Annotated in this window: 21 protein-coding genes; 7 read left to right on the top strand and 14 right to left on the bottom strand. The window is 38.7% G+C overall.

The features are described 5' to 3' along the window. The first annotated feature begins 288 nt into the window (after window positions 1–288). From FS458_RS04510 to FS458_RS04500, 3 genes are read left to right on the top strand one after another with little or no spacing between them, the layout of a single operon-like run. Window positions 289–1,317, top strand: a complete 1,029-nt coding sequence (locus FS458_RS04510; RefSeq protein WP_144698222.1) for an ABC transporter ATP-binding protein — start codon at window positions 289–291, stop codon at window positions 1,315–1,317. Further along, a complete protein-coding gene (locus tag FS458_RS04505) occupies window positions 1,301–2,089 on the top strand; it encodes an ABC transporter permease (protein ID WP_144698220.1) in 789 nt (262 codons plus the stop codon). Before FS458_RS04510 ends, FS458_RS04505 begins: the two co-directional genes overlap by 17 nt. Window positions 2,090–2,101: 12 nt before the next feature. Beyond that, entirely contained in the window at window positions 2,102–2,896 is a 795-nt protein-coding gene (locus tag FS458_RS04500; protein WP_231607356.1) for an ABC transporter permease, read from the top strand. Between the two features lie 86 nt (window positions 2,897–2,982). Here the strand turns inward: FS458_RS04500 and FS458_RS04495 are convergent, their stop codons facing one another. From FS458_RS04495 to FS458_RS04480, 4 genes are all read right to left on the bottom strand, one after another. Further along, window positions 2,983–3,582 carry a superoxide dismutase family protein gene (locus FS458_RS04495; protein ID WP_144698217.1) on the bottom strand — a complete coding sequence of 200 codons (600 nt, stop codon included), beginning with the start codon at window positions 3,580–3,582 and terminating at the stop codon, window positions 2,983–2,985. Window positions 3,583–3,648: 66 nt separating this feature from the next. Further along, on the bottom strand, window positions 3,649–4,350 hold the full coding sequence (locus tag FS458_RS04490) for a peptidase E (protein ID WP_144698215.1): 702 nt from the start codon (window positions 4,348–4,350) through the stop codon (window positions 3,649–3,651). A gap of 133 nt (window positions 4,351–4,483) precedes the next feature. Further along, entirely contained in the window at window positions 4,484–5,797 is a 1,314-nt protein-coding gene (locus tag FS458_RS04485; protein WP_144698213.1) for an ABC transporter permease, read from the bottom strand. Then, window positions 5,781–6,485: an ABC transporter ATP-binding protein gene (locus FS458_RS04480; RefSeq protein ID WP_144698211.1), complete on the bottom strand. Its 705-nt coding sequence runs from the start codon at window positions 6,483–6,485 to the stop codon at window positions 5,781–5,783. Before FS458_RS04480 ends, FS458_RS04485 begins: the two co-directional genes overlap by 17 nt. 158 nt (window positions 6,486–6,643) lie before the next feature. On the opposite strand from FS458_RS04480, the gene FS458_RS04475 reads away from it, so the two are divergent. Further along, window positions 6,644–8,281, top strand: coding sequence for a M20/M25/M40 family metallo-hydrolase (locus tag FS458_RS04475; protein WP_144698208.1), 1,638 nt, complete (start codon window positions 6,644–6,646; stop codon window positions 8,279–8,281). A 16-nt stretch (window positions 8,282–8,297) separates the two neighbouring features. Here the strand turns inward: FS458_RS04475 and FS458_RS04470 are convergent, their stop codons facing one another. The 3 genes from FS458_RS04470 to FS458_RS04460 all read right to left on the bottom strand — a co-directional run bounded on the left by FS458_RS04470 (window position 8,298) and on the right by FS458_RS04460 (window position 10,357). Continuing rightward, window positions 8,298–9,062, bottom strand: a complete 765-nt coding sequence (locus FS458_RS04470; RefSeq protein WP_144698206.1) for a DUF4931 domain-containing protein — start codon at window positions 9,060–9,062, stop codon at window positions 8,298–8,300. A 76-nt stretch (window positions 9,063–9,138) separates the two neighbouring features. Continuing rightward, window positions 9,139–9,798: a hypothetical protein gene (locus tag FS458_RS04465; RefSeq protein ID WP_144698204.1), complete on the bottom strand. Its 660-nt coding sequence runs from the start codon at window positions 9,796–9,798 to the stop codon at window positions 9,139–9,141. Window positions 9,799–9,802: 4 nt separating this feature from the next. Further along, window positions 9,803–10,357, bottom strand: coding sequence for a sigma-70 family RNA polymerase sigma factor (locus FS458_RS04460; protein ID WP_186320444.1), 555 nt, complete (start codon window positions 10,355–10,357; stop codon window positions 9,803–9,805). 379 nt (window positions 10,358–10,736) lie between these two features. Between FS458_RS04460 and FS458_RS04455 the strand changes: the two genes are divergently transcribed. After that, complete coding sequence (locus FS458_RS04455; protein WP_260858369.1) at window positions 10,737–12,056, top strand: murein hydrolase activator EnvC family protein; 1,320 nt, start codon at window positions 10,737–10,739, stop codon at window positions 12,054–12,056. Window positions 12,057–12,122: 66 nt separating this feature from the next. Here the strand turns inward: FS458_RS04455 and FS458_RS04450 are convergent, their stop codons facing one another. The 3 genes from FS458_RS04450 to FS458_RS04440 form a co-directional block, all read right to left on the bottom strand. After that, complete coding sequence (locus FS458_RS04450; RefSeq protein ID WP_144698200.1) at window positions 12,123–12,899, bottom strand: protein-glutamine gamma-glutamyltransferase; 777 nt, start codon at window positions 12,897–12,899, stop codon at window positions 12,123–12,125. Between the two features lie 64 nt (window positions 12,900–12,963). Then, window positions 12,964–13,986, bottom strand: a complete 1,023-nt coding sequence (locus FS458_RS04445; protein ID WP_144698198.1) for an ABC transporter permease — start codon at window positions 13,984–13,986, stop codon at window positions 12,964–12,966. Beyond that, the gene (locus FS458_RS04440; RefSeq protein WP_186320443.1) at window positions 13,983–14,840 is read right to left on the bottom strand and encodes an ABC transporter permease subunit; all 858 of its coding nucleotides are present in this window, start codon (window positions 14,838–14,840) and stop codon (window positions 13,983–13,985) included. The genes FS458_RS04445 and FS458_RS04440 overlap by 4 nt, the downstream gene beginning before the upstream one ends. 129 nt (window positions 14,841–14,969) lie before the next feature. Between FS458_RS04440 and FS458_RS04435 the strand changes: the two genes are divergently transcribed. Together FS458_RS04435 and FS458_RS04430 are read left to right on the top strand one after the other, a co-directional pair. Further along, window positions 14,970–15,797, top strand: coding sequence for a hypothetical protein (locus FS458_RS04435; protein ID WP_144698193.1), 828 nt, complete (start codon window positions 14,970–14,972; stop codon window positions 15,795–15,797). A gap of 370 nt (window positions 15,798–16,167) precedes the next feature. Beyond that, window positions 16,168–17,625, top strand: coding sequence for an NAD(P)/FAD-dependent oxidoreductase (locus tag FS458_RS04430; protein WP_144698191.1), 1,458 nt, complete (start codon window positions 16,168–16,170; stop codon window positions 17,623–17,625). 52 nt (window positions 17,626–17,677) lie between these two features. Here FS458_RS04430 and brnQ read toward each other — a convergent pair whose 3' ends face one another. The 4 genes from brnQ to FS458_RS04410 form a co-directional block, all read right to left on the bottom strand. Beyond that, the gene (gene brnQ, locus FS458_RS04425) at window positions 17,678–18,991 is read right to left on the bottom strand and encodes a branched-chain amino acid transport system II carrier protein (RefSeq protein WP_144698189.1); all 1,314 of its coding nucleotides are present in this window, start codon (window positions 18,989–18,991) and stop codon (window positions 17,678–17,680) included. A gap of 188 nt (window positions 18,992–19,179) precedes the next feature. Continuing rightward, window positions 19,180–19,722, bottom strand: coding sequence for a YhcN/YlaJ family sporulation lipoprotein (locus FS458_RS04420; protein ID WP_144698187.1), 543 nt, complete (start codon window positions 19,720–19,722; stop codon window positions 19,180–19,182). A 127-nt stretch (window positions 19,723–19,849) separates the two neighbouring features. After that, window positions 19,850–20,464 (bottom strand): DedA family protein, encoded by a 615-nt coding sequence (locus FS458_RS04415; RefSeq protein WP_186320442.1) that lies wholly within the window; start codon window positions 20,462–20,464, stop codon window positions 19,850–19,852. Between the two features lie 111 nt (window positions 20,465–20,575). Next, window positions 20,576–21,109 (bottom strand): GNAT family N-acetyltransferase, encoded by a 534-nt coding sequence (locus FS458_RS04410; RefSeq protein ID WP_144698183.1) that lies wholly within the window; start codon window positions 21,107–21,109, stop codon window positions 20,576–20,578. Window positions 21,110–21,130: the final 21 nt, after the last annotated feature.

Below are 21,130 nucleotides of genomic sequence, written 5' to 3'. Positions count from 1 at the left end.
TCTACATTAGCTCTACTTTCCCAAAGCTTGATTTCGTTAAACTAGCGCTTTCTATCTGAAAACAAGGATATATTTTACATTTTCTGTTGTTTTCGGTATACTTAGTGCAACCGTTTTCAAAAAGGAGAAGGATAACATGTGGATTTCTATCATACAATCAAACTAACTTCATATCCCTTCGATTTATAACCTGGCGTGTTTTTTTGGTGAGCAAAAAATTACATATGCACACACATCCGCAGGTATTTGTCTGTGGTTTTTTTGTGTCCATTTTTAAGGAGAACAATTATGATCGTCGTAAAAAATTTAGAAAAACATTATAAGATTGCAAAACGAGATCCTGGATTAAGAGGAGCCATTAAATCATTGTTTCATAGGAAATTTGAAACAAAAAAAGCTGTGAAGAAGATCAACATGCATATTAATGCTGGAGAGATGGTTGGCTATATTGGTGCGAACGGTGCTGGGAAATCTACTACGATTAAGATGTTAACAGGCATTCTCACTCCAACTTCAGGAGAGGTTAAGGTAAATGGCATCATCCCTTACGAGAACAGACAACAGAATGCAAGTCATATTGGTGCTGTATTCGGTCAACGTACACAACTATTCTGGGACATTCCGGTCAGAGAAAGCTATGAGCTTCTTAAACACATTTACGAGATTCCTCAAGCACAATATGAAGAGACTTTAAAAGAGTTCGTAGAAGTACTTCATTTAGAACCCTTGCTTGGTATCCCTGTAAGACAGCTTTCATTAGGACAAAAGATGCGCTGTGAACTTGCTGCTGCATTTTTACACCGACCAAAAGTAGTCTATTTGGATGAACCTACAATCGGATTAGATGTAGCTGTAAAGGTTCGAATTCGTGCTTTCATCAAACAGATGAACGCTAGATACGGCACAACTGTGCTTCTCACCACTCATGACATGCAGGACATCGAAGAGATCTGTCAGCGAATCATCATCATCGATGATGGAAGTGTGATCTATGATGGGTCTATCCAAGATATCAAATCACAGTTCGGTGATAAGCGCGTAATTCATTTTGAACTAGAAGATGCTGCTGATTCTTTTGTTTTGCCGGAAACCTTGTGTGACATAACAGAGGTACTTCCAAAAAGCGATGAAGAACCACATCTTGTATCCCTATCATTCAGCAATAAACATATCTCTGGTGCAGAAGTCATCCATACGATGATGAACCATTATTCTGTTGCTGATTTAACCATTGCCGATGCCAAGATAGAAACCATCGTAGAAGAAATATATGGAAGAGGCATGAAGAAGGAGGTTCAGCATGAGGAAATACATTGAGTTTGCTAGAGTGCAGATGCAAGTACATGCTGCCTATTCAGCATGGTTCTGGGCTAATACTTTTTCTATTTTGCTCCGGATGCTTGTTATCTATTTCTTTTGGAAAGCCGTTTACAGCAGCAGAACAGAGATTGAAGGACTGCCATTCGACGGGATGATTACGTACATCATTATCGCTATGTTTTTACAGATGTTTGTTTCAGGTGTAGGTCAGGAATTGGCCCATACGATTAAAGATGGAAATGTTGCGATAGAATTGATGAGGCCTTACAACTTGATTACTCGTTTGGTCGCTATGGATCTAGGTGATAAAATTATTCATTTTGTACGTGGGGCTCTGCCTTTAAGCATTCTCGCATTTATTTTTATGGATATCACACTGCCAACTACATGGCAAGCCGGTCTATTATTCTTAATCAGTGCATTTATGGGTATTTGGATCGGTACTTTTTTTGATCTATTGATTGCCATTCTAGCATTTTGGACGATAAATCTTTGGGGTCTGCAAGTCATGAAAGAAGCAGTTATCTCCTTTTTTTCTGGTGCGCTTGTCCCGCTTATTCTCTTTCCAGAATGGTTTCAAACAATAAGTCTGTTTCTACCATTCCAAGCGATGGTCTATGTACCAGTTGCGATTTACACTGGCATCCTCTCAGGAACAGAAGCTTGGCTGGCGCTCGGATCACAAGTATTTTGGGCGGTTTCACTCTTTGTCTTATTAAGAGTGTTATGGACAATCGCAATAAAAAAGGTAACTATTTTTGGAGGTTAGGAGGTGACGCTGATGCTATCACGATATGTGAAATTATATTACTTATTTTGCAAACAAAACTTAAAAGTCATGTTGGAGTACAGGATGGATTTCTTACTTGGTGTCCTCTCTGTTATGCTTCAGCAGTTCGCAGGAATTTTCTTCGTTAAAATTGTTTTTGATCATATCCATGCCTTAAACGGTTGGACCTTTTATGAAATTTTATTTATTTACGGAATTGCTGCTACTGGCCGTTCCATCCATCATATATTCTTTGATAATCTATGGACGCTTGGCTGGCAGTATATTCGACCAGGAAAATTCGATCGTCTCTTGATCAGACCGATCAATCCTCTGTTTCATTTTATCGCAGACCGATTGCAGCAAGATGGTTTTGGTCAGTTGTTCATAGGGATTATCGTCATCAGTACAGCAATGCCACACTTAGGCATCTCTTGGGGTGTCCTGGAATTCTTTATACTTGTTGTCATGATTATCGCATCAGGTTTCATTTTCGTCGCAATCAACCTCTTCTTTGCGACTCTGTCGTTTTGGATGGTCGACAGTCTGCCAATTGTATGGACAATCTTTAATTTAAGTGATTTTGCTCGTTATCCTTTAACGATCTATCATAAAGGAATCCGTCACTTCCTAACATGGATTGTTCCTTATGGATTTACTGCTTTTTATCCTGCAGCTTATTTTATTAAAGGTTCAGGGTTTGAAAGAATGGCTCTCTTAACACCTGTTGTCGCAATTGTCTCTTGCATCATTGCTTACTGGTTTTGGAATAGAGGGCTGAAGGCATTTACGAGTACAGGAAGTTAAAAAAAGCTGGCACCTTATCAATTATGATGAGGTGCCAGCTTTGTTTTAGTGGTACTTGCAAAAACGATACCAACAGGATAATAGCCTTACTTTTTAATTACCCCACACAACACACGATCTCCCGAATTTCCTGCTGGATCTGTTTTATAGTCATCGGCCTTGTCATGGATAACTAGTGATGTTCCACCGTTAGCAAAAAGAGAGTTTTTACTGTCTTCAGAAAGTGTCACGAGGTTGGATAGAACTTCGTCTTTTACGACTCCGCTTTTATCAGCCTTCACATTTTGAATATCTCCTACGTGTGGTCCTTTCGGATTCAGAAATCCATGCTTCTTTTCGGTAGGATTAAAGTGTGCTCCTGCAGACTTGAAATCCGGTGGTGTACACTTTGCTGTTTCATGAAAATGAATGCCATGTTCACCTGGCTTTACCCCAGTTACATTCACTTCGACCTTTACCCCATCTCCGGTTTGGGTTAACGTTGCTTCTCCTGCTTTATCTCCTTTTGCATTAACAAGGTTTACGATATATGAACCGCCTTTCACCTTACTAGATGCAGCTTGAGATTGCGCTTTGGACTCTTCCATATCATGATTTTTATGCTCGTTTTCTTTATCTTTGTTACCACATGATGCGAGTAAGAGTACGAGCATCATATAGAACAAAACTGTTCCTATTTTTTTCAAAGCGATTTACCTCCTGATGATTAACGAATAGTACATTTTCCGCCCAATCATCAGAACTTTAAACCTTTATTTTAAAAAAAGTGTCTCAATCTCCTGCTCGTTCACGTTCTCTCCATCAAACTCTACCAAATAGGCTTTCGCATTTTCCCTTGAACTGACAACGGTATGCAGTTCGCCATCCACAAAATGCAGTCCCGCTCCATCATCTGCAGCATATCCCGCTTTCAGTCCATTTTCGATAAGTTTATGATAAGCAGGTCTTCGCTCTGTTTCTCCATCATAATGCGGACAATGACTTCCTTTGATGAAGCCTAAACAGTCTAGCATAGCCAATGGACCGAAGGAATCGGTTACGCCTTCTTCAAACCAGCAGAGAGATCCCGCGCTGAGTCCCGCTAAAATCTTTCCATCTTCATATGCTTTCTTCAAAAGAACATCTAGATCCCATTCTCTCCATAGCGCTAAAAGATTTTTTGTATTGCCACCACCTACATAAAAAATATCCTGCTGCTCTACAAAACTCTCCAAATGTTCAGGTGGTGAAAAGAGTGAAAGATGTGCAGGTTCACAATCTTCAGATTGAAAAGCTTTATAAAATCGTTCGATATAACCATCCGCATCACCGCTTGCTGTAGGAATAAAACAAATGCGAGGTCGATCAGCTGTACTCTGCTTCAGAATATACCGATCTAACCGTTTATTCTCGGGCTCCATGGAAAAGCCTCCGCCTCCCATGGCAATAATTTGCTTTGTGCTGTTCTGTTTCATATGCTCATTCACTCCTCTGTTATATCCCTTTCGATTTTGGTTTAGAGTTATCCTCTAAAAAGAGCTAATCCGTTTTGATTGCTTATACAAAAAGAAAACACCAGCCGATTACTTAATTTCGGCTGATGCTTTTTTATACATCTCTTCTTAACGCTTTTAATACATCAACAGTGGTGGCTTTAGCTGCTGGCCGCCAACCAGAAAGTAAAGTTACGCTCATACAGATCGTAACAGCGATTACAGTCAGGCTCCACGGGATATAAGACAAAATGAAATCTTCTGGTGGCTTTTCGTTCATAAACTGTTCAACGATGATAGGAAGAGCGAAATTGATTCCATAGCTGATGAGATACGCTAAAATGGTTCCTAATCCCACTCCCCATAGTCCGATGTATCCACTCTCTAAAAGAAAGATGCGCTTGATCGTTTTTGGTGTAGCACCGATCGCTTTCATGATTCCGATATCTTGGGAGCGTTCCGTAACAGCCATCGTCATCGTATTAAAAATTCCAATAGAAGCAATAAGTACAGCGATAGCACCGATAAAGATTAATCCTGCTTTAAACAATGTAAAATAGATGTTCAGTTCTTTTAGTTCGCTAACAACAGAATAAGTAAGATATCCTTTATCTTTAATCTTTTCGGACACTTCTTTAACATCTTCGGCTGAAGACGTATATACTCTGACAGAAGTGTAAGAATCATCACTGTTCTTAAGTTCAGGATCTATTTCAGTTAATAGAGGCATAATTTCACTATGAAGATCGTCTGTAATCATTACCGAACTGTCAGTCATCCATTCTTTTTTTGGTTTCTCTTTAATTCCTACAACTTTTACTTGTACCGTTTTTATCTGTGTTTCTGTTTTGATGTCTGGATTATCTACCTTCATATGATAGGTTAATGTTTGATTTAATAAATCTCCGTCATAAGCAAATTTCTTCATCTCCTTTTGTGCCTCTTCGTCACTCATTCCTTCTGTAAAGTTTTCTGGCATCTCTTTTCTTAATTCTTGAGCAAAATGGTGTCCGATTATAATTTCATTTTTACTCTTAGGCATTCTCCCTTTTTCAAGTTGCAAACCCGCTTTTCTCTCAGAAGGCATATTTACACTGTTTACTTCAGCATATACCGTGTATTCCCCTAGGGTCATTTCGCTCGCAGGTACATATTTCTTTCGACTAACCGCTTTAACATTCTTAATATCTTGGAGTTTTTTCACGTCTTCCTCAACCAAAGGACCGTTATCATTCTGTATTTCAATCTCGTTCATCAATCGATAACTCATCACATCATCTACCGCAGTCTTATGAATCGCAAAGCCTACAGAGGCGAGCATGATCAAAAAGGCACACCCCATCGTAGATGCCAGGATTGTCATCCATACACGAGTCTTGTTTCTTTTCATATTACTTCTTACGAACCGATGTTTATCTTTGAACTTCATGAAGCTTGCTCCCTTCTCTTAAGTAACCGTCTCTGATCTCCACTTTTCGATGAGCAATCGAAGCTACTTCATGGTCATGTGTAATGATTAAAAACGTAATACCATCTTTTTCATTCAATTCTTTTATAAAGTTTAATAGTTCTTTTTCGTTCTCAGAATCAAGACTACCTGTTGGTTCATCCGCTAGAATAAGAGGAGGATTCAGGATTAATGCCCGGGCTATACTAACGCGCTGCTGCTGACCTCCTGAAAGCTCTCCCGGATAATGACTTTGGTACTTCTCTAATCCAACCTTCTTTAACATTTTCATCGTTTGATCTTTTCTCTCTTTTTCGCTAACGCCTTTTAATACTAATGGAAGCTCTACATTTTCAAAGGCTGTCATACTAGGAATCAACTGAAAGCTTTGAAAAATAAATCCTAGATGCTCTAATCGGAATTCAGCCCATTTTGATTCAGACAATTTGCTTACCTGTTGTCCATCAATCGTGATATCTCCTGTTTGCGATTTAATAAAACCAGAAATCAGGTTTAATAGAGTCGACTTTCCTGATCCGCTTCTTCCTACGATCGCTACGATCTCACCTTCAGCTACTTGCAGATCGACATGATGCAGAACCGGTACGATATTCTCTTTTTCTTTCTTACCAATTTTAAATGCATAAGATAGATTCCTTACAGTGATCATGCTGACACCCCTTTTGTCCTAAGTGTACTACTCGTTATAATACACATATACCATTTATTTCGATTATCTGTCAATACATTCCAAGAAACTTTTTAAAGAAGGATTTACAGGGAAAGAAGAGTATAGGTAACAAAGACATACATCTAGGAGGTACACATATGTTAAAGTGGCAAACAAAAGAGGGATATAAGAAATTATTAAAAGACCTAGTTTCGATCCCTAGCATCACCCATCATGATGGAGAATTATTTATGGCCGAACATCTGCACCATACGCTCTCATCACTAGACTATTTCACTAAGCATCCTGATTACGTTCGCCATCATCCTCTTCCAGATGGTCGAAAACTGATCACTGCGTTTGTACAGAATGATCCTTCGATTAAAGAAACCATTATTCTGCTGAGCCATTTTGATGTTGTTTCCGTAGACGACTTTGGTGAATGGAAGCATCTCGCTTTTCGCCCAGAAGAACTGACTGAAAAGATTATCGAGAACAAAGAGCTGCTGCATACTTTTGTTCAAGATGACCTGAATAGCGGCGATTGGCTTTTCGGTCGCGGCATCATGGATATGAAAGCTGGGGTCGCTCTTCATATGTCGATGATCGAAAAAGCGACAACCGGTCATTTTAAAGGAAACGTACTCATGATTTCTGTTCCGGATGAAGAAGTTCATTCTGAAGGAATGCTTGCGGGTGTCAGTGTCTTACGGCAGCTTCAAGAGGAGTATGATATAAAATACATCACATGTTTGAACGGAGAACCAAGCTTCACAAAATACCCAGGTGATACTTCTTCCTATATGTATACAGGATCAACAGGCAAGATTCTTCCTGGTTTTCTTTGTTATGGTAAGGAGACACATGTAGGTGAGCCACTAGCAGGTATGAACGGAAATGTGATGGCTGCTGAGATTACGAGAGAACTAGAATGGAACGTCGATTATGTAGAGAAGTTTCGTGAGGAGGCTACTCCTGTACCAACGAACTTGATTCAAAAAGATTTAAAAGATCACTACTCTGTCCAGATACCACACGCGGCTGTAACACTGTTTAATCTTATGCTCTTTAATCGATCGCTATCGGATATTACGGATATGTTAATAAAAAGCGCAAAAAGCGCAGCCCTTCGATTAGAGGACCGGCTCTTTGAAAGAAGCAAAAATGTCTCTGAAATCATACCGTTCACGCCGAAAAAAGAAAGTATTAAAGTACTTACTTTTAATGAACTATATGAACACGCCGTGACTAAATATGGACAAGAAGAACTTGATCGCAGAGAAAACATGCTTCAGACGAACAATCCGAATGCGGATGAAAGAGAGCTGACGATACAATATGTATTTGAGTTAGCAAGTCTTTGCAGAGACATCTCTCCGATGATCGTCTTGTTCTACACACCGCCTTTTTATCCAGCCGTATGTTCAAGCGACCACCCGCTGATTAAAGCCACATCAGATATGGTAGTCAGTCATGCGAAACACACGTTCAACAGCGAGCTCGTGAATGTCCACTATTTTAGTGGCTTATCTGACTTGAGCTATATTGGATTTCATGGAGATTCTCGTGATCTTTCATCTTTCACAAGTAACTTCCCATTACTAGGATCTCGCTACCATATTCCGTTTGATGATATGAGAGAACTTGATATTCCGGTTATTAACATTGGTCCACTCGGTAAGGATGCACATCAATGGACAGAGCGGCTTGAGATCAACAAAGTAATGGATGAAACACACCCGTTAATTATCTTTGCGATGGAAACGTTATTTGACCAAGCAAAAAACCAGATCTGAGGAAGATCTGGTTTTCTTATGGTTTAAAGTAAAGGTCTTTAATACTTTGTGCTATTCCTTCAATATTGTTCGCTACTTGCTGTACACCATACCCCATATATAGAGGTGAGGTCACAAAACGAGGCATGATCTTGCAATATGTCTTTTCGTTATGTTGATAAAAGAAAAGATTGTAACTTGTACAACTTCTATGAAAATGATTCAGCAAAAAATGCGTTCCAGCTTGAATACAATCCGCGAATAAAGAAAGCTCTGCGTCTTTTTCCCATATGACATTCAGTTCATAGAACCCAACTCTTGGTTCAGTCGATACAGTAAAGCTGACTCCCTCTTTTTCAAGAATTGTCAGTCCTTTGAACTGATTCTCGGAAAAATCGTGAAGACAATCTACTTCATTTAATCCAATGATCTGCATATGAGGATGGCGGATTGTTCCACCCGATAAAGGACCGTGGTTCTTAAAAAACATCACAGACGTGTATTTACCGCTGTGTAACATGTTATTCCAATGTTCAAGCCCAAAACGAAGGACTTTGTATAGATGATCCTTCGAATAGTTTGAGAGCTCACCTTCACATTCATCTGTTTCGATCAAGACAGTTTGAAAGGCACCATCGAGAACTGTATATTTATTTTTAACAAGAATGATCGAATCTTGCTTATCCAAAACTTCCTCTAACTCATCAATTCGACAAAACGGACAAGGTGTTTCTTTATTTTTTATACTATTAGGCTTTTGAGCTCCTACTTCTGTAAAAAAATTAATGTGTGTTTTTTTCATTCTTTTCACCGCTTTTGCTTGTTTCCTATCTATTCTATTTTCTAGCTGTTCTAATGAAAACCTTTTAACATGTAGATTAATTATTATATCCAGGTATGCGTTCCCATTTCAATATTCCGTCATGCTTATTGATCGAACCTTTCCACTCGAAGTTCTGCTCAACATGCATAAGTTGTCTCAACATCTCGTCTTCAGATTCTTTTGTTGTATAGACTTTTACATTAACATAATTCCATAGCTCTCCCAAATTTTTTTGCACTACGTATGGTTCATTTAAAGTAAGGTGTGATACTTCTTTTAAATACGATTCGGTAAGAAATATTTGTTTCTCTTGTGATAGATTCTTTGGAAACGTAATAAAAACGGTAAGAGTATCTTTCTTTTGATCAGCCACCACACCTGAAATCTTGTGATGGTTTCGCATATCATGTCTCGCTTTTGTTAAGATCGCTTGATTAACATAAGGGATTTTAGCTATTGATTGAGCTTCTTTTTGTTCTTTGAGTGGAAAAGGCATGCTTTCGGCAAATTGTATAAAAATAAAGATGAACGCAACTCCAAGAGCTAGACTTAAACTTTGATGAAACCAGTGATACCACATGCTTTTTGGTGCAGGTGGCTTGTGGAGATCTCTTGTTCTCTGAAGGACTTTCTGTCTATGTTCTTCTTTAAACGTTATTGCTCTCATACGGCCGTTGTTCAAAATTTCAGGCAGCTGCTTGAAAGGATCCTCCATGATCTCACCTACTCTTCTCCAGTTTTCGTCGCAACATTTCTCTTCCCCGCTGAAGTAAAGTTCTGATCGTTGCTTCTTTTTTGTTTAGGATTTGGCTGATTTCGCACACGGTTAGTTCTTTATAATAGAATAGAAGAATCACTTCCCGATATTTAAGAGGCAGTTTTAGTACTTGATCTGCTAAGGCTTCATGTTCACTTTTCTGGACGATTGAAAGTTCTGGTGTTAGGACAGAGGATGCTCTCGACTTACCAAACCGGTCCATAACATGAATGTATTTCTTCCAACCGCTTCTTAAGTAATCTTTACACAAGTTTACAGTGATGGCGTATACCCAAGTTTTTACTGATGAATCATTTCTAAAATTGTCTTTATGTATGTAACATTTCACAAACACTTCTTGTGCTAAATCTTCAGCCAATTTTCGATCCTTAACATAGGTGTATGCTAGTCTTATCACCTTGTCTTGGTATATATCCATAATCTGTACGACCCATTCTTCCTGAGTAAGGGAGTGTGAATCTATGCCTTCGTTATGGATTTCTCGATTGAACTTCAAGTGCATCCCCTCCTTTACCAACACCCTATCCTTTAGACGATTAGTTATAATTTTTTTATTCATTTTATGTGAATTAGTAAAAAACCAAACCAGAAAGATATAGAATCTTAATCTATTAAACTAACGGGGCAAACATTTTTTTGTAATGAAAACCCATTCTATATACCTACTTCTCTATTCGATTTGCACGCTGATTTTACCTTTTTATTTCCTAATACAGACAAATCTCTACAGAGTTTCCGTCGAATTATGTTTCAATGTGTAATATTTTGAAATATAAATGTAATATTATTTCGCAATAACTGATGATTAATCAATGGTATAATCACTTCAGAAAAGAAATTGGCAACATTTGCACTTACAAGGAGGAGTACCCATCTTGAAACGTAAGCTAGTTATGGCTACACTGTCTCTCAGTCTAGTATTCAGTACATATACGGTATCGGCAGAAACTCTGTCTTCGATAAAAGAGAAAAAAGAAAAGAATCGCTCTGAGCAAACGGAAAAGCAGGGTGAATTAAAGAAGAATCAAAATCAGCAAGATCATACATTGGATCAAATTCAAAAATTAGAGAGTTCGATCGACAAGACTCTTGAAGATATTGGAAACAAAAAAGAATCGATCCAAAAAACGAAAGCTTCTATTGAAAAACTAAAAAAAGAAATTGATGTTCTTAAAAAGAGAATCAAAGAACGTGATGCACTTCTAAAAGAACGCGTAACTTCCATGTACGAAAGCGGCGGTGCGGTAAATTATTTAGATGTGGTATTGGGTTCTAAAGATTTCGGTGACTTCCTTGATCGCGTGTTTGCATTAAACGTGATTGCTGAACAAGATAAAGCCATCTTAGAAGAGCACAAACAGGATAAAGAGTCTGTTGAAAAGAAAAAAGGACAAGTTGAAAGTGAACTCTTGTCTTTAAATACAGATTTAACCGAACTTGAAGGATTGAACCAAAAGCTAACGGACCAGAAAAAACAAAAGGATGCGCTTCTCGCTCAACTAGAGACGGAAGAAGACCATCTACATGATCATATTATGCAGTTGGATGAAACGAACGAACTTCTTTCAGCACAAGAAGCAGCCATTAAAGCTGAAATGGAACGTGCGAAACGTGAAGAAGAAGAGCGTAAGAAGAGAGAAGCTGAAGCAAGAGCAGCTGCGGCTGCGGCTGCAGAAAAAGCTCGTGCAGAAGCAGCAGCTAGAGAAAGAAACAAATCCAACTCTGGAGGCGGCTCTAGTTCTACACCTTCACCAACACCACCGCCGGCACCAACACCTGCTCCAGCGCCAGTAAGTCGTGACTTTATCATGCCTTCACAAGGATTCATCACTTCTGGTTTTGGTAACAGAAGCGCAGGCATGCACTACGGAATGGATATCGCTCAAGGCGGAAGTACAGTTCCAATCGTTGCAGCAGCATCTGGAACAGTAACGAGAGCTTACTATTCGAGCAGTTATGGAAACGTTGTGTACATTACGCACTTTATTAACGGGCAACTGTATACAACTCTATATGCACACATGAGATCAACGCCTGCTGTTAGTCAAGGTCAATCTGTTTCTCAAGGTACGTTCTTAGGCTACCAAGGTAACACTGGTGCATCCAGAGGACAGCATTTGCACTTTGAATTGCACAAAGGACCATGGAACGGCTCAAAATCAAATGCGGTCGATCCAAGACCATACCTTCAATAACTCATAAAATAAAATAACAATAGACGCAGAGATTTCAGTTCTCTGCGTCTTTTTGTATGGACATTTTTATATAACTCCACCAAGCAGTCTTCGAATTGGATGACGTGTGTATTCCGACATTAGTCGATAGTTCGGTCTTATGATCTCCGCTGTTAAAAAGGCGGAAACCGTTGCGCCAGGCATTCTTTTTTGATTAAGCACATCGATAACCTCACCAATTGTTCCTGTTCCGATGCCATGACCAAAAAATTGTCCGTTTCCAAGATCGATTAAGTTTTCACCTTGCCATTGAGGCGTATTAGGATGATGTTCTGGATTTTTAACATATCTCACATCTCCTGGCAACGAATCCCCAGATGGTACAGCAATAATCTGTAGATCTTCATCATGTTCCGTACTGTAGAGAAGCAACCCGTTAAACAATTGATCAAACATACCCGCTCCAATTGTTTCAAGAATCGCTTTGTACATCATGATCATTATAGCTGTTGTACATTCAAACCCGTACCTTTTTCCATTGATAAAAATATCTGAGATGGCGTCAGAAGGACGGACATCTGATCGAAGCAAAAAACCGCCATAAGCTGTTCTTCTCCAATATTGCGGATTGCAGCGTGAATTCACGAACGTTGCAAATCCTGCTCCGCTATCACGCATACCGTTTGCAGCCGCTACAATATTTGTACGCATGACCACTTCAAATAAAAACTGATGTGGACTTGTGTAATAAAACGATTCTCTGGATTTTTGAAGCTTTTCGCCTACTTGTTTCTGTGTAGGTGTAAGCGATTTGAAACCAGAGATTTGAGCCGTTTCTACCGGATATCCATTAACAAAAATCATTTCTCTCCCCCCTGTCTGCACAGGATATTACATAGTATGGCGAGAAGAGAAAAGTGGTGTTTTTTTAAGCACCTCTCTTATGCATGAAATCAAAAGATAATTTCGGTTCATCCACGAGATTTTGTTTTCGTGACATGCGATCACGTTTCTCTTTCTTATAATGTCTGGTTTGCAGGTGATGCTGAAAACCTTCTCCTATAAGCTGAAAAGCATATATGGCGATACCGAACATGATGATTGGACCGAGTGCGATATAAGGATTGGCATGAATCTGAATATAATAATCGCCAACAAGACCTGACCACTCGTTTGACAATGATTTCGGTGGATCGGCCATCATCGGATTAAAATCCATATCTGTTCCTCCAAAGAACAACTTAAAGTAACCAAGGTGAGTAAAAATAATCAGTACTTGAACGCATTGCTGACACCATACAATAACAAGCTTGGGCAACATATGAGGAATAACATGTTTAGTAAAAATCCTCCACCTGCTAGCCCCTAATAGCCGTGCTCCTTCAATAAACTCTTCTTTTAATAGGGATGCCATCATATTCCCGATCATGGAACCGAGTAATGGCACTACGAGGAACGTCAGAATAATGACTTCAAGACCAATTCGTTCGGTGAACGTATAAAGAAAGAACTCTTCTCCTTCTGCACTCAACTGCTCACTTAATATGGGGCTCAAAATGAACACAGCGATGATCGTAAGCGGAATAAAATAAAAAGAACTTAGTAGCTGATCTAACCCTCTACGGATCTTCTCTGGCAAATAGAAAGCAAATGGAATCGCCACGATAAAACTGAACAGGACACGAAACACACCGATCGCAATAACTGCGAGTAGAGTGAATTTTGCTCCTTGCAATACTTTTTGGCTGATATCATAACCTAAGGGGTCTGTACCTAGTGGAAACATGAGAGATGGCTCAAAAGGTGCGCCTCCTATCAAGTTTTTGTCATCATCATAAAGCATCTGAACTTGGCGAACATCACTATCATAAAATAAAGCGAACCCAAAGCTAGAAAAGATGAATATGCTCAAGATGGTTAGACCGACCCAAAACTTAATGCTGCGAATCAAATCAGCTCACCTCTTCTTGATAACCGGATGATGGTCCATTCGAAAAGAGCATATAAAAGGAAAAAAGGAATAACGAGCAAAATTAAGCAAGCTGCTAACATCTCTGGTCTAAAATCACTGTACATATAATGAGTGATTCCATGGATATTGAAGATCACCTCAACAAGGAGAAGGTTTGAGATCATAAACCAAAGAACAGATTTTGAAAAGTGAAAGATTCCTTCACTTGTATTCCTCGTCACGTGGACGATAAGTACATATATTCTTCGCATGCCCTTCGCTAAACTCATTTCGACATATGACTTTCCAAGCTCCTCTTCTGAAAGAAGAATCATCATTTTATAAAAATAAACAAAAGGCAAAATCATTAAGCACACGATCGGCACTATATAAATTCTGTCCTCAGCCCCTAATGAAGCCACATTTGAGACGAGAATTCCTGTTTTTTTAAAAATAAGAACGATTGCCATCTGTACGAGGGCAAAAACAAGAAGATCGGGTAATGATTCTAAAAACGTAAGAATGTTTTTCACTGCTCTTCTTATGAACATCGGCATAATTAACGTGCACCAAGTAAGGAGCTGTGCCATACAAAAGGCAATGGCTAATGCACCAAAAAGAATGGTTAATGAATACAGATATGGCGACCAGATATCGTCTAAAAACAATCTCTGCTTACCTTGGTTCATATAAGTCATCTCATTTAAATGAATCACATCAAATAGAACAACTTTGATTTTTTGAAAATACATGGTTACGTTCTTGTTCATGATTAACTCTGGGAGTCCGCTGATCAATATGATCGAAATAATCGTTAAAAACAGCTGCATGAACAATTTTTTTATAATCCTCATAAAGCTCCCCCTTTTCTTTTTAGACGAAGCATCCATTGCTTTTTATTCACTTCCTTATTTTTGAAGGATAAAAAGGACAAAACAATCCATATTAAGGAAGAGAAAAACATACGGAATTGAGGACTGACTATGTGGAATAAGATCATGACTGGAGTTCTATTAACAGCTTGTTTAAGCTTCTTCTTTCCCCACACCTCTGAAGCAAAAGAACCCCTTACTTATTTCCCAATTGTAAAAAAGGGGGAGGTCGTAGAGTGGGAGAAAGTAAACAAGCTCCTTCCTAAAGGTGCCACATTTAAAGTCGTGGATCTAGAGACTGGGTTTTATTTTCAAGTACAAAGAAGGGCTGGCAATAAACATGCTGACGTACAGCCTTTGACTCGAGATGATACAGCTGTTTTGAAGCATTTATACAACGATAAATGGAGTTGGAATCGACGGGCTATCCTAATTCCCGTAAAAGGCAGGATGCTCGCTGGTAGCATGCATGGAATGCCTCATGGAGCAGGTGCGTTAGAAAACGGTTTTCCGGGTCACTTTTGCATACATTTCTTAGGAAGTTCAACACATCGTTCTCGCAATATTGACCCTTCTCATCAATTTATGATTTTAAAAGCTGGAGGACAACTATCTAAATACGCAGCTGGAGCAAGCGCGAAACAAGCTGTTTCTATGTTTTTAGTCGGAATGAAACAGCGAGACATAAAAATAGCCACGCCTGTCCTAAACAAGACTCTGCTAGCAGATCCTACTATTAAAAAACTGTTCAAAGGGATCACAAGCATGCAGTATGAGATCAGGTCACCAAGCACCCGGTATCCACCTGTTGTACGAACTGAAATAAGAGCAAGAGTAAAAAAATACGATGATAATGGATTACAAACAGATGCCTTTACCTTTCTAATGGAAAGAAAATCAATGACAGACAGCTGGAAAATCATGAAAATAAGATTCTAAACCTGAAGAAGCTTTTCTTTAGGTTTTTTGTTTTGAGAGAGTAGCTTGCTTGTTTGTATTAGGGGTATAGTGCGTGTAGGATTTGTTGATACATGTTTGACTCGCGGACATACAGCAAAAACTCGCGGAATTCAGAAATTATGTGTGGTAACAGATCAATATTACCCAGCACCGTATAAAAAAATCCTCTATAATTATTAATCTTCAGCTCATTTAGCACAATCCCCATCTAATACTAAAACACGAATAAAATTATATTTTTTTATTAAATTGTTCGTATTTCAGTTGAAATTCATTTTAATAATTGTTATATTTACCAAGGGAAAAAACAATTCAAGAAAAACTACCAAGTATTTCAAGGGGGATTATTATGAATACCCATTATGATGTAATTGTTGTTGGCGCAGGTCCTGCAGGTATCTTTACAAGCTATGAACTAACAAGACAGCTTCCAGATGCAAAGATTTTGTTAATAGATAAAGGACATGATATCTATGCACGTTCTTGTCCGATACTAGAGAAAAAGATTCAAAAATGTCCGCCTGCAGCAGGTAGAAAAGAATTCGCCGGTTGTTTACCAGCTTGTTCCATAACGAACGGTTTTGGCGGAGCAGGAGCTTATTCGGATGGAAAGTTCAATATTACAAGCGAATTTGGAGGATGGATGACTGATTATCTTTCTGAAGAACAAGTTGTTGAACTTATTAAATATGTAGATGAGATTAACTTGGAGCACGGTGCCACAGATTCTATTACTGACCCGCTGACACCAGAAGTAAAAGATATTGAAAAGCGCGGCTATGCAGCTGGTTTGAAGCTTCTAAGAGCTCAAGTGCGTCATCTTGGTACAGAACAAAACCTTGAAATACTGAAAAGCATCTATGAGTACTTAAAAACGCGCATTGAAATGAAATATAAAGCTGAGGTTGAAGATCTCATTACAGAACGAACAACTGATGGTTATGTAGCAAAAGGAATCCTTTTAAAAGACGGAACCTCTCTTACATCTGAGAAAGTAGTCATTGTTCCTGGCCGTGATGGTTCAACTTGGCTTACTAAGATTTTAAAGAAACGACGTATTAGAATGACAGCTAACCAAGTAGATATTGGCGTTCGTGTGGAGACTTCCAACTTGGTGATGGAAGAGATCAACAAGCACCTTTATGAAGGAAAGTTTGTTTTTAATACATCTGTTGGCACGAAAGTAAGAACGTTCTGTTCCAACCCTTCCGGACATGTAGTCGTAGAAAACCATTCCGGTATTATGCTTGCGAACGGACACGCTTATAAAGACCCTAAGCTAGGCAGTGAGAACACAAACTTTGCGTTACTCGTATCACATCAATTCGCTGAACCGTTTGATCAACCCACTGAATACGCTCATGAGGTTTCAAGACTTGCTAATCAGCTTTCTATGGGTGGACTTGTCGTTCAGAAATATGGAGATATCTTAAAAGGGCGCCGCTCTACGGATAAGCGGATTAAAGAAGGCTTCCTTCGTCCAACATTAAAAGAAGCTGTCCCTGGTGACCTCGGGCTTGTGCTTCCTTATAACACGATGAAAAGTTTGATTGAAATGACTGAAGCCTTAGATAAAGTTACACCAGGTATCGCATCAGAACACACCTTGTTCTATGGTGTAGAAGCTAAGTTCTATTCTGCACGTCCGAAGCTTGATGATAAGTTTGAGTCAGAGATCAACGGACTCTACGTTGGTGGAGATGGTGCTGGAATTACGCGTGGTCTCGCCCAAGCAAGTGCATGTGGCGTATGGATCGCTCAAAACGTTGCAGCTAAGATAAAGGAAAAGATACCAGCGTTGGTTTAAATAAAATCAAAAAAATGCCTTAGGATTCTGATCCTAAGGCATTCATTTTGGATTAATTTGTAGAGAAAATAACGATTCTACCTCTTATTACAGCAATGATAAAACCTACAACCGATCCAATGATTGCTGGGATCAGCCACCCAATTCCATCTGCATAAAGAGGGATATACGAATAAATCTGTTCGATTGCACTGAGTTTAAGTCCAAAAGCTTTTAATCCATCTGCTATTGAAACCAGTGCAGTTGCAACGATTCCACCGATGTATACTTCCTTCCTTCCAGAGAACCATTCATGTAGGAAAGAAAGCAAAATCAAAACGATTGCTATCGGATAGATTGCTGTTAAAACAGGTACAGAAACTGAGATTAATTGAGTTAATCCTAAGTTTGCAACACCTGCACTGAAAACGCTCATGATGAGTACAACTGATTTATAAGAAACAGTTGGGAACATTTTTTTTGCAAATTCACCACATGCAGTTACAAGACCTACTGAAGTTGTCAAACAAGCAAGTGCTACAGCTAGTCCAAGTAGTACGTTTCCGAACGGTCCAAATAGTTCTGCTACAACATTCGTAAGAATTTGCCCACCGTTATCTGTTTGACCTAGTGCCTGACTAGTTGCTCCTAAATACGCTAAGATGCCATAAACAGCTGCTAAACAAGTAGCTGCGATCAAACCTGCCTTGATAACCATTTTGGTCACTTGTTCTTTTTTCACATCTGGTCGCTTTACGGCTGTGATAACTACGATACCAAACGCAAGTGCTCCTAGTGTATCCATCGTCAAGTATCCATCCATAAATCCTTTAACTAAAGGATTACTAGCATAATCAGGAGATGCAGTTCCTAATTTTCCTACTGGTGTTATGATTGCTTTTACTAATAAAGAAAAAATAATTAACAATAACAAGGGTGTTAGAATATTTCCAATCCGATCTACAAGTTTAGATGGATTTAAAGAGAGCCAATACGTTACAGCAAAAAATACGACTGTAAACAAAAAAAGCGTTAAGCCGTTGTTCATACTTTCTGGTAAAAACGGAACGAATGCCATTTCATATGAAACAGTACCTGTTCTTGGAATTCCGAAGAATGGTCCGATAGCTAAATAAAGGATGATTGCGAAAACTGAACCGAATAATGGATTTACTCTTTCAGTTAACGTTTGTAAACCACCACCTGTGCGAGCCAGTGCAATAACGCCAAGTAAAGGCAAACCAACTCCTGTTATAAAAAAACCAATCATGGATTGCCAGACCATTTCGCCTGCTGACTGACCCAATGCTGGTGGAAAGATCAGGTTTCCAGCTCCAAAAAACAAAGCAAATAACATTAAGCCCACCGAGAGCGTTCGCATCTGCATGTAATATTCCTCCTCCGTGGTCATCAATAAGATATTATTTTGTATTTATCGAATTTTGTCGAAATATTTTTTTATCCATATGTATTTGTAACATGATATGAGATTGGAGTCAATATTCAGATATAATGAATTTTCTAATAAATGTTTTCGTAAGTAAAGGACTGAGACATACTCAGCCCTTTAATCACTTAACGGTTGGTTGGGAACACACGCTTGATCGTATCGTTAAACTCTTTTACGAAACCAGAAACAGGATTTCCTTTGTTGATTTCATCTGCATATCCGTTCATACGATCGATGAAATCAGGATTCGTTGAAACAAATACATCATTGATATCAGGATCTGTTTTTCGAACCGTATCCCCGATCTTCTTTTCTGTTTCTCTCGAAAGCTTCATGCTCTCGCCGCCTTTAAGCTTTGCAGCTACATAAGCATTGTTCTCTGTAACGATAACAGTTGCATCGTCTACTTCTTTAAGATCTGTTACGTTATTAGCTGCTTTATCTGCTACATCCATACGCGTGTTTTCGTCGTATTGATTATCCATACCCATATCCATGTTGTTGTTCATGTTATCCATATTGCGATCAGCACGATTGTCGTAGTTCACTTCAGTCATGTTGTTACGCGCTTCTTTTCCCATGTCCTTGTCGTTGTTGTTCATCCCACAAGCACCTAGAAACGATGAAAGCATCACGGCCATTGAAGTAACGAGAATAGTCTTTTTCATTAAATGACACTCCTTTAAAAATTTTTGACTGTCATCTAATAAAATTTGTTTCTTGAAGAGAAAATATACATAACCATGATTTTATCTCTAGACATAAAAAAAAGCCTTCCAGCATTGGAAGACATTATTATTTAAACCATCCATTCGAATAGGAGCCTTTATTTTTTGGCTTGAAGATGATCCACGCAACAATACTAAGGATTACGATTGTAAATGCGAACAGACCAACCTTATGGATCACTTCCATAACTAAAGCCCATCGACCTGCAAGCTGATAGCCAATAACGATAAAGAACGAACACCAGAACATAGCGCCACTATAAGCGTAAAGTGCAAATTGTCTCCCATTTAAAGAATACATTCCTGCAAAGTAAGCAGTCAGGTGTCTTATTCCTGGCATAAAGTAACCAAAAAACAAAGCCGATTTGCCATACTTTAAAAAGAAATTCTGTGTTTTATCTATCTTCTCTTCAGAAACTCCAAATTTTGGTCCTACCCTTTTTAATAGAGGTTTACCACAGATGTTTCCAAAATAATAGCTACCCGTTATACCCGTGATCGCTCCTAAAAAAGCACTCAATACAGCAGGCAGAGCTGGAAGATCTCCTGCAAAAATGAAGTATCCTACAGTGGCTAAAAGGATCTCATCTGGAATAGGTAAGCCGATAATTCCTAGTGCCAATAATAAAAAAATACCAAAGTAGCTATATTGATGAATGATATTTATTAAATCAAATTCCATGACGTCACCAACTTCTTTTTTTACACCTTCTACCATTGTAACGATAAATTGGATGATTTGGAAAGAGAAAATTACATTTAAGTATAATGTAGTTAGATTGTTACTATGTATTTAACCCATGTGATCCTTACTAGTCGTAAGAATTACAGCTATGTCATCCCAAGCAAAGCATTCTTCTAACATCTGCTGCTTTCCTATTGTAATCTGTTCTTCATCTATCTTTTTCCCGCCCAAAGAAATATATGCTTGTTTTGATGGATTATCTTTTAATACCCATACGATCATACTCTTCTTACCTAAAGAAAGAAGTTCTTCTGAGAATCTTTTAAGCATTTTTGTACCGTGTCCTTTTAGTTGCACTTCTTTTAATAAATAAAAAGCATATACTTCACTCTCATATGGATGTTGTGATCTGATGGAACCTCCAGATATAAATCCACAAAGCTCTTTATTTTCATCTTCTAAAACAAGTACGATGTGTGATTTCTGCATCAGCCATTCACGCCATCTTTCTACTCTTTCTGTGACCGACATCTCTAATAGATAGTCGTCATCTACTAGACCTCTATAAGATTGCTGCCAGCTTTTTACGTGTACTTTGGCTATTTCTGCTGCATCTGTTATTTGAGCTCGTCGTATGTTCATGTTTTCTCCTCACGATCATCT

The organism is Fictibacillus phosphorivorans, assembly GCF_007673525.1.
GTDB lineage: Bacteria > Bacillota > Bacilli > Bacillales > Fictibacillaceae > Fictibacillus > Fictibacillus phosphorivorans_C.
The sequence above is the reverse complement of the archived record's forward strand: the minus strand, read 5'-3'. Positions and strand labels throughout refer to the sequence as shown.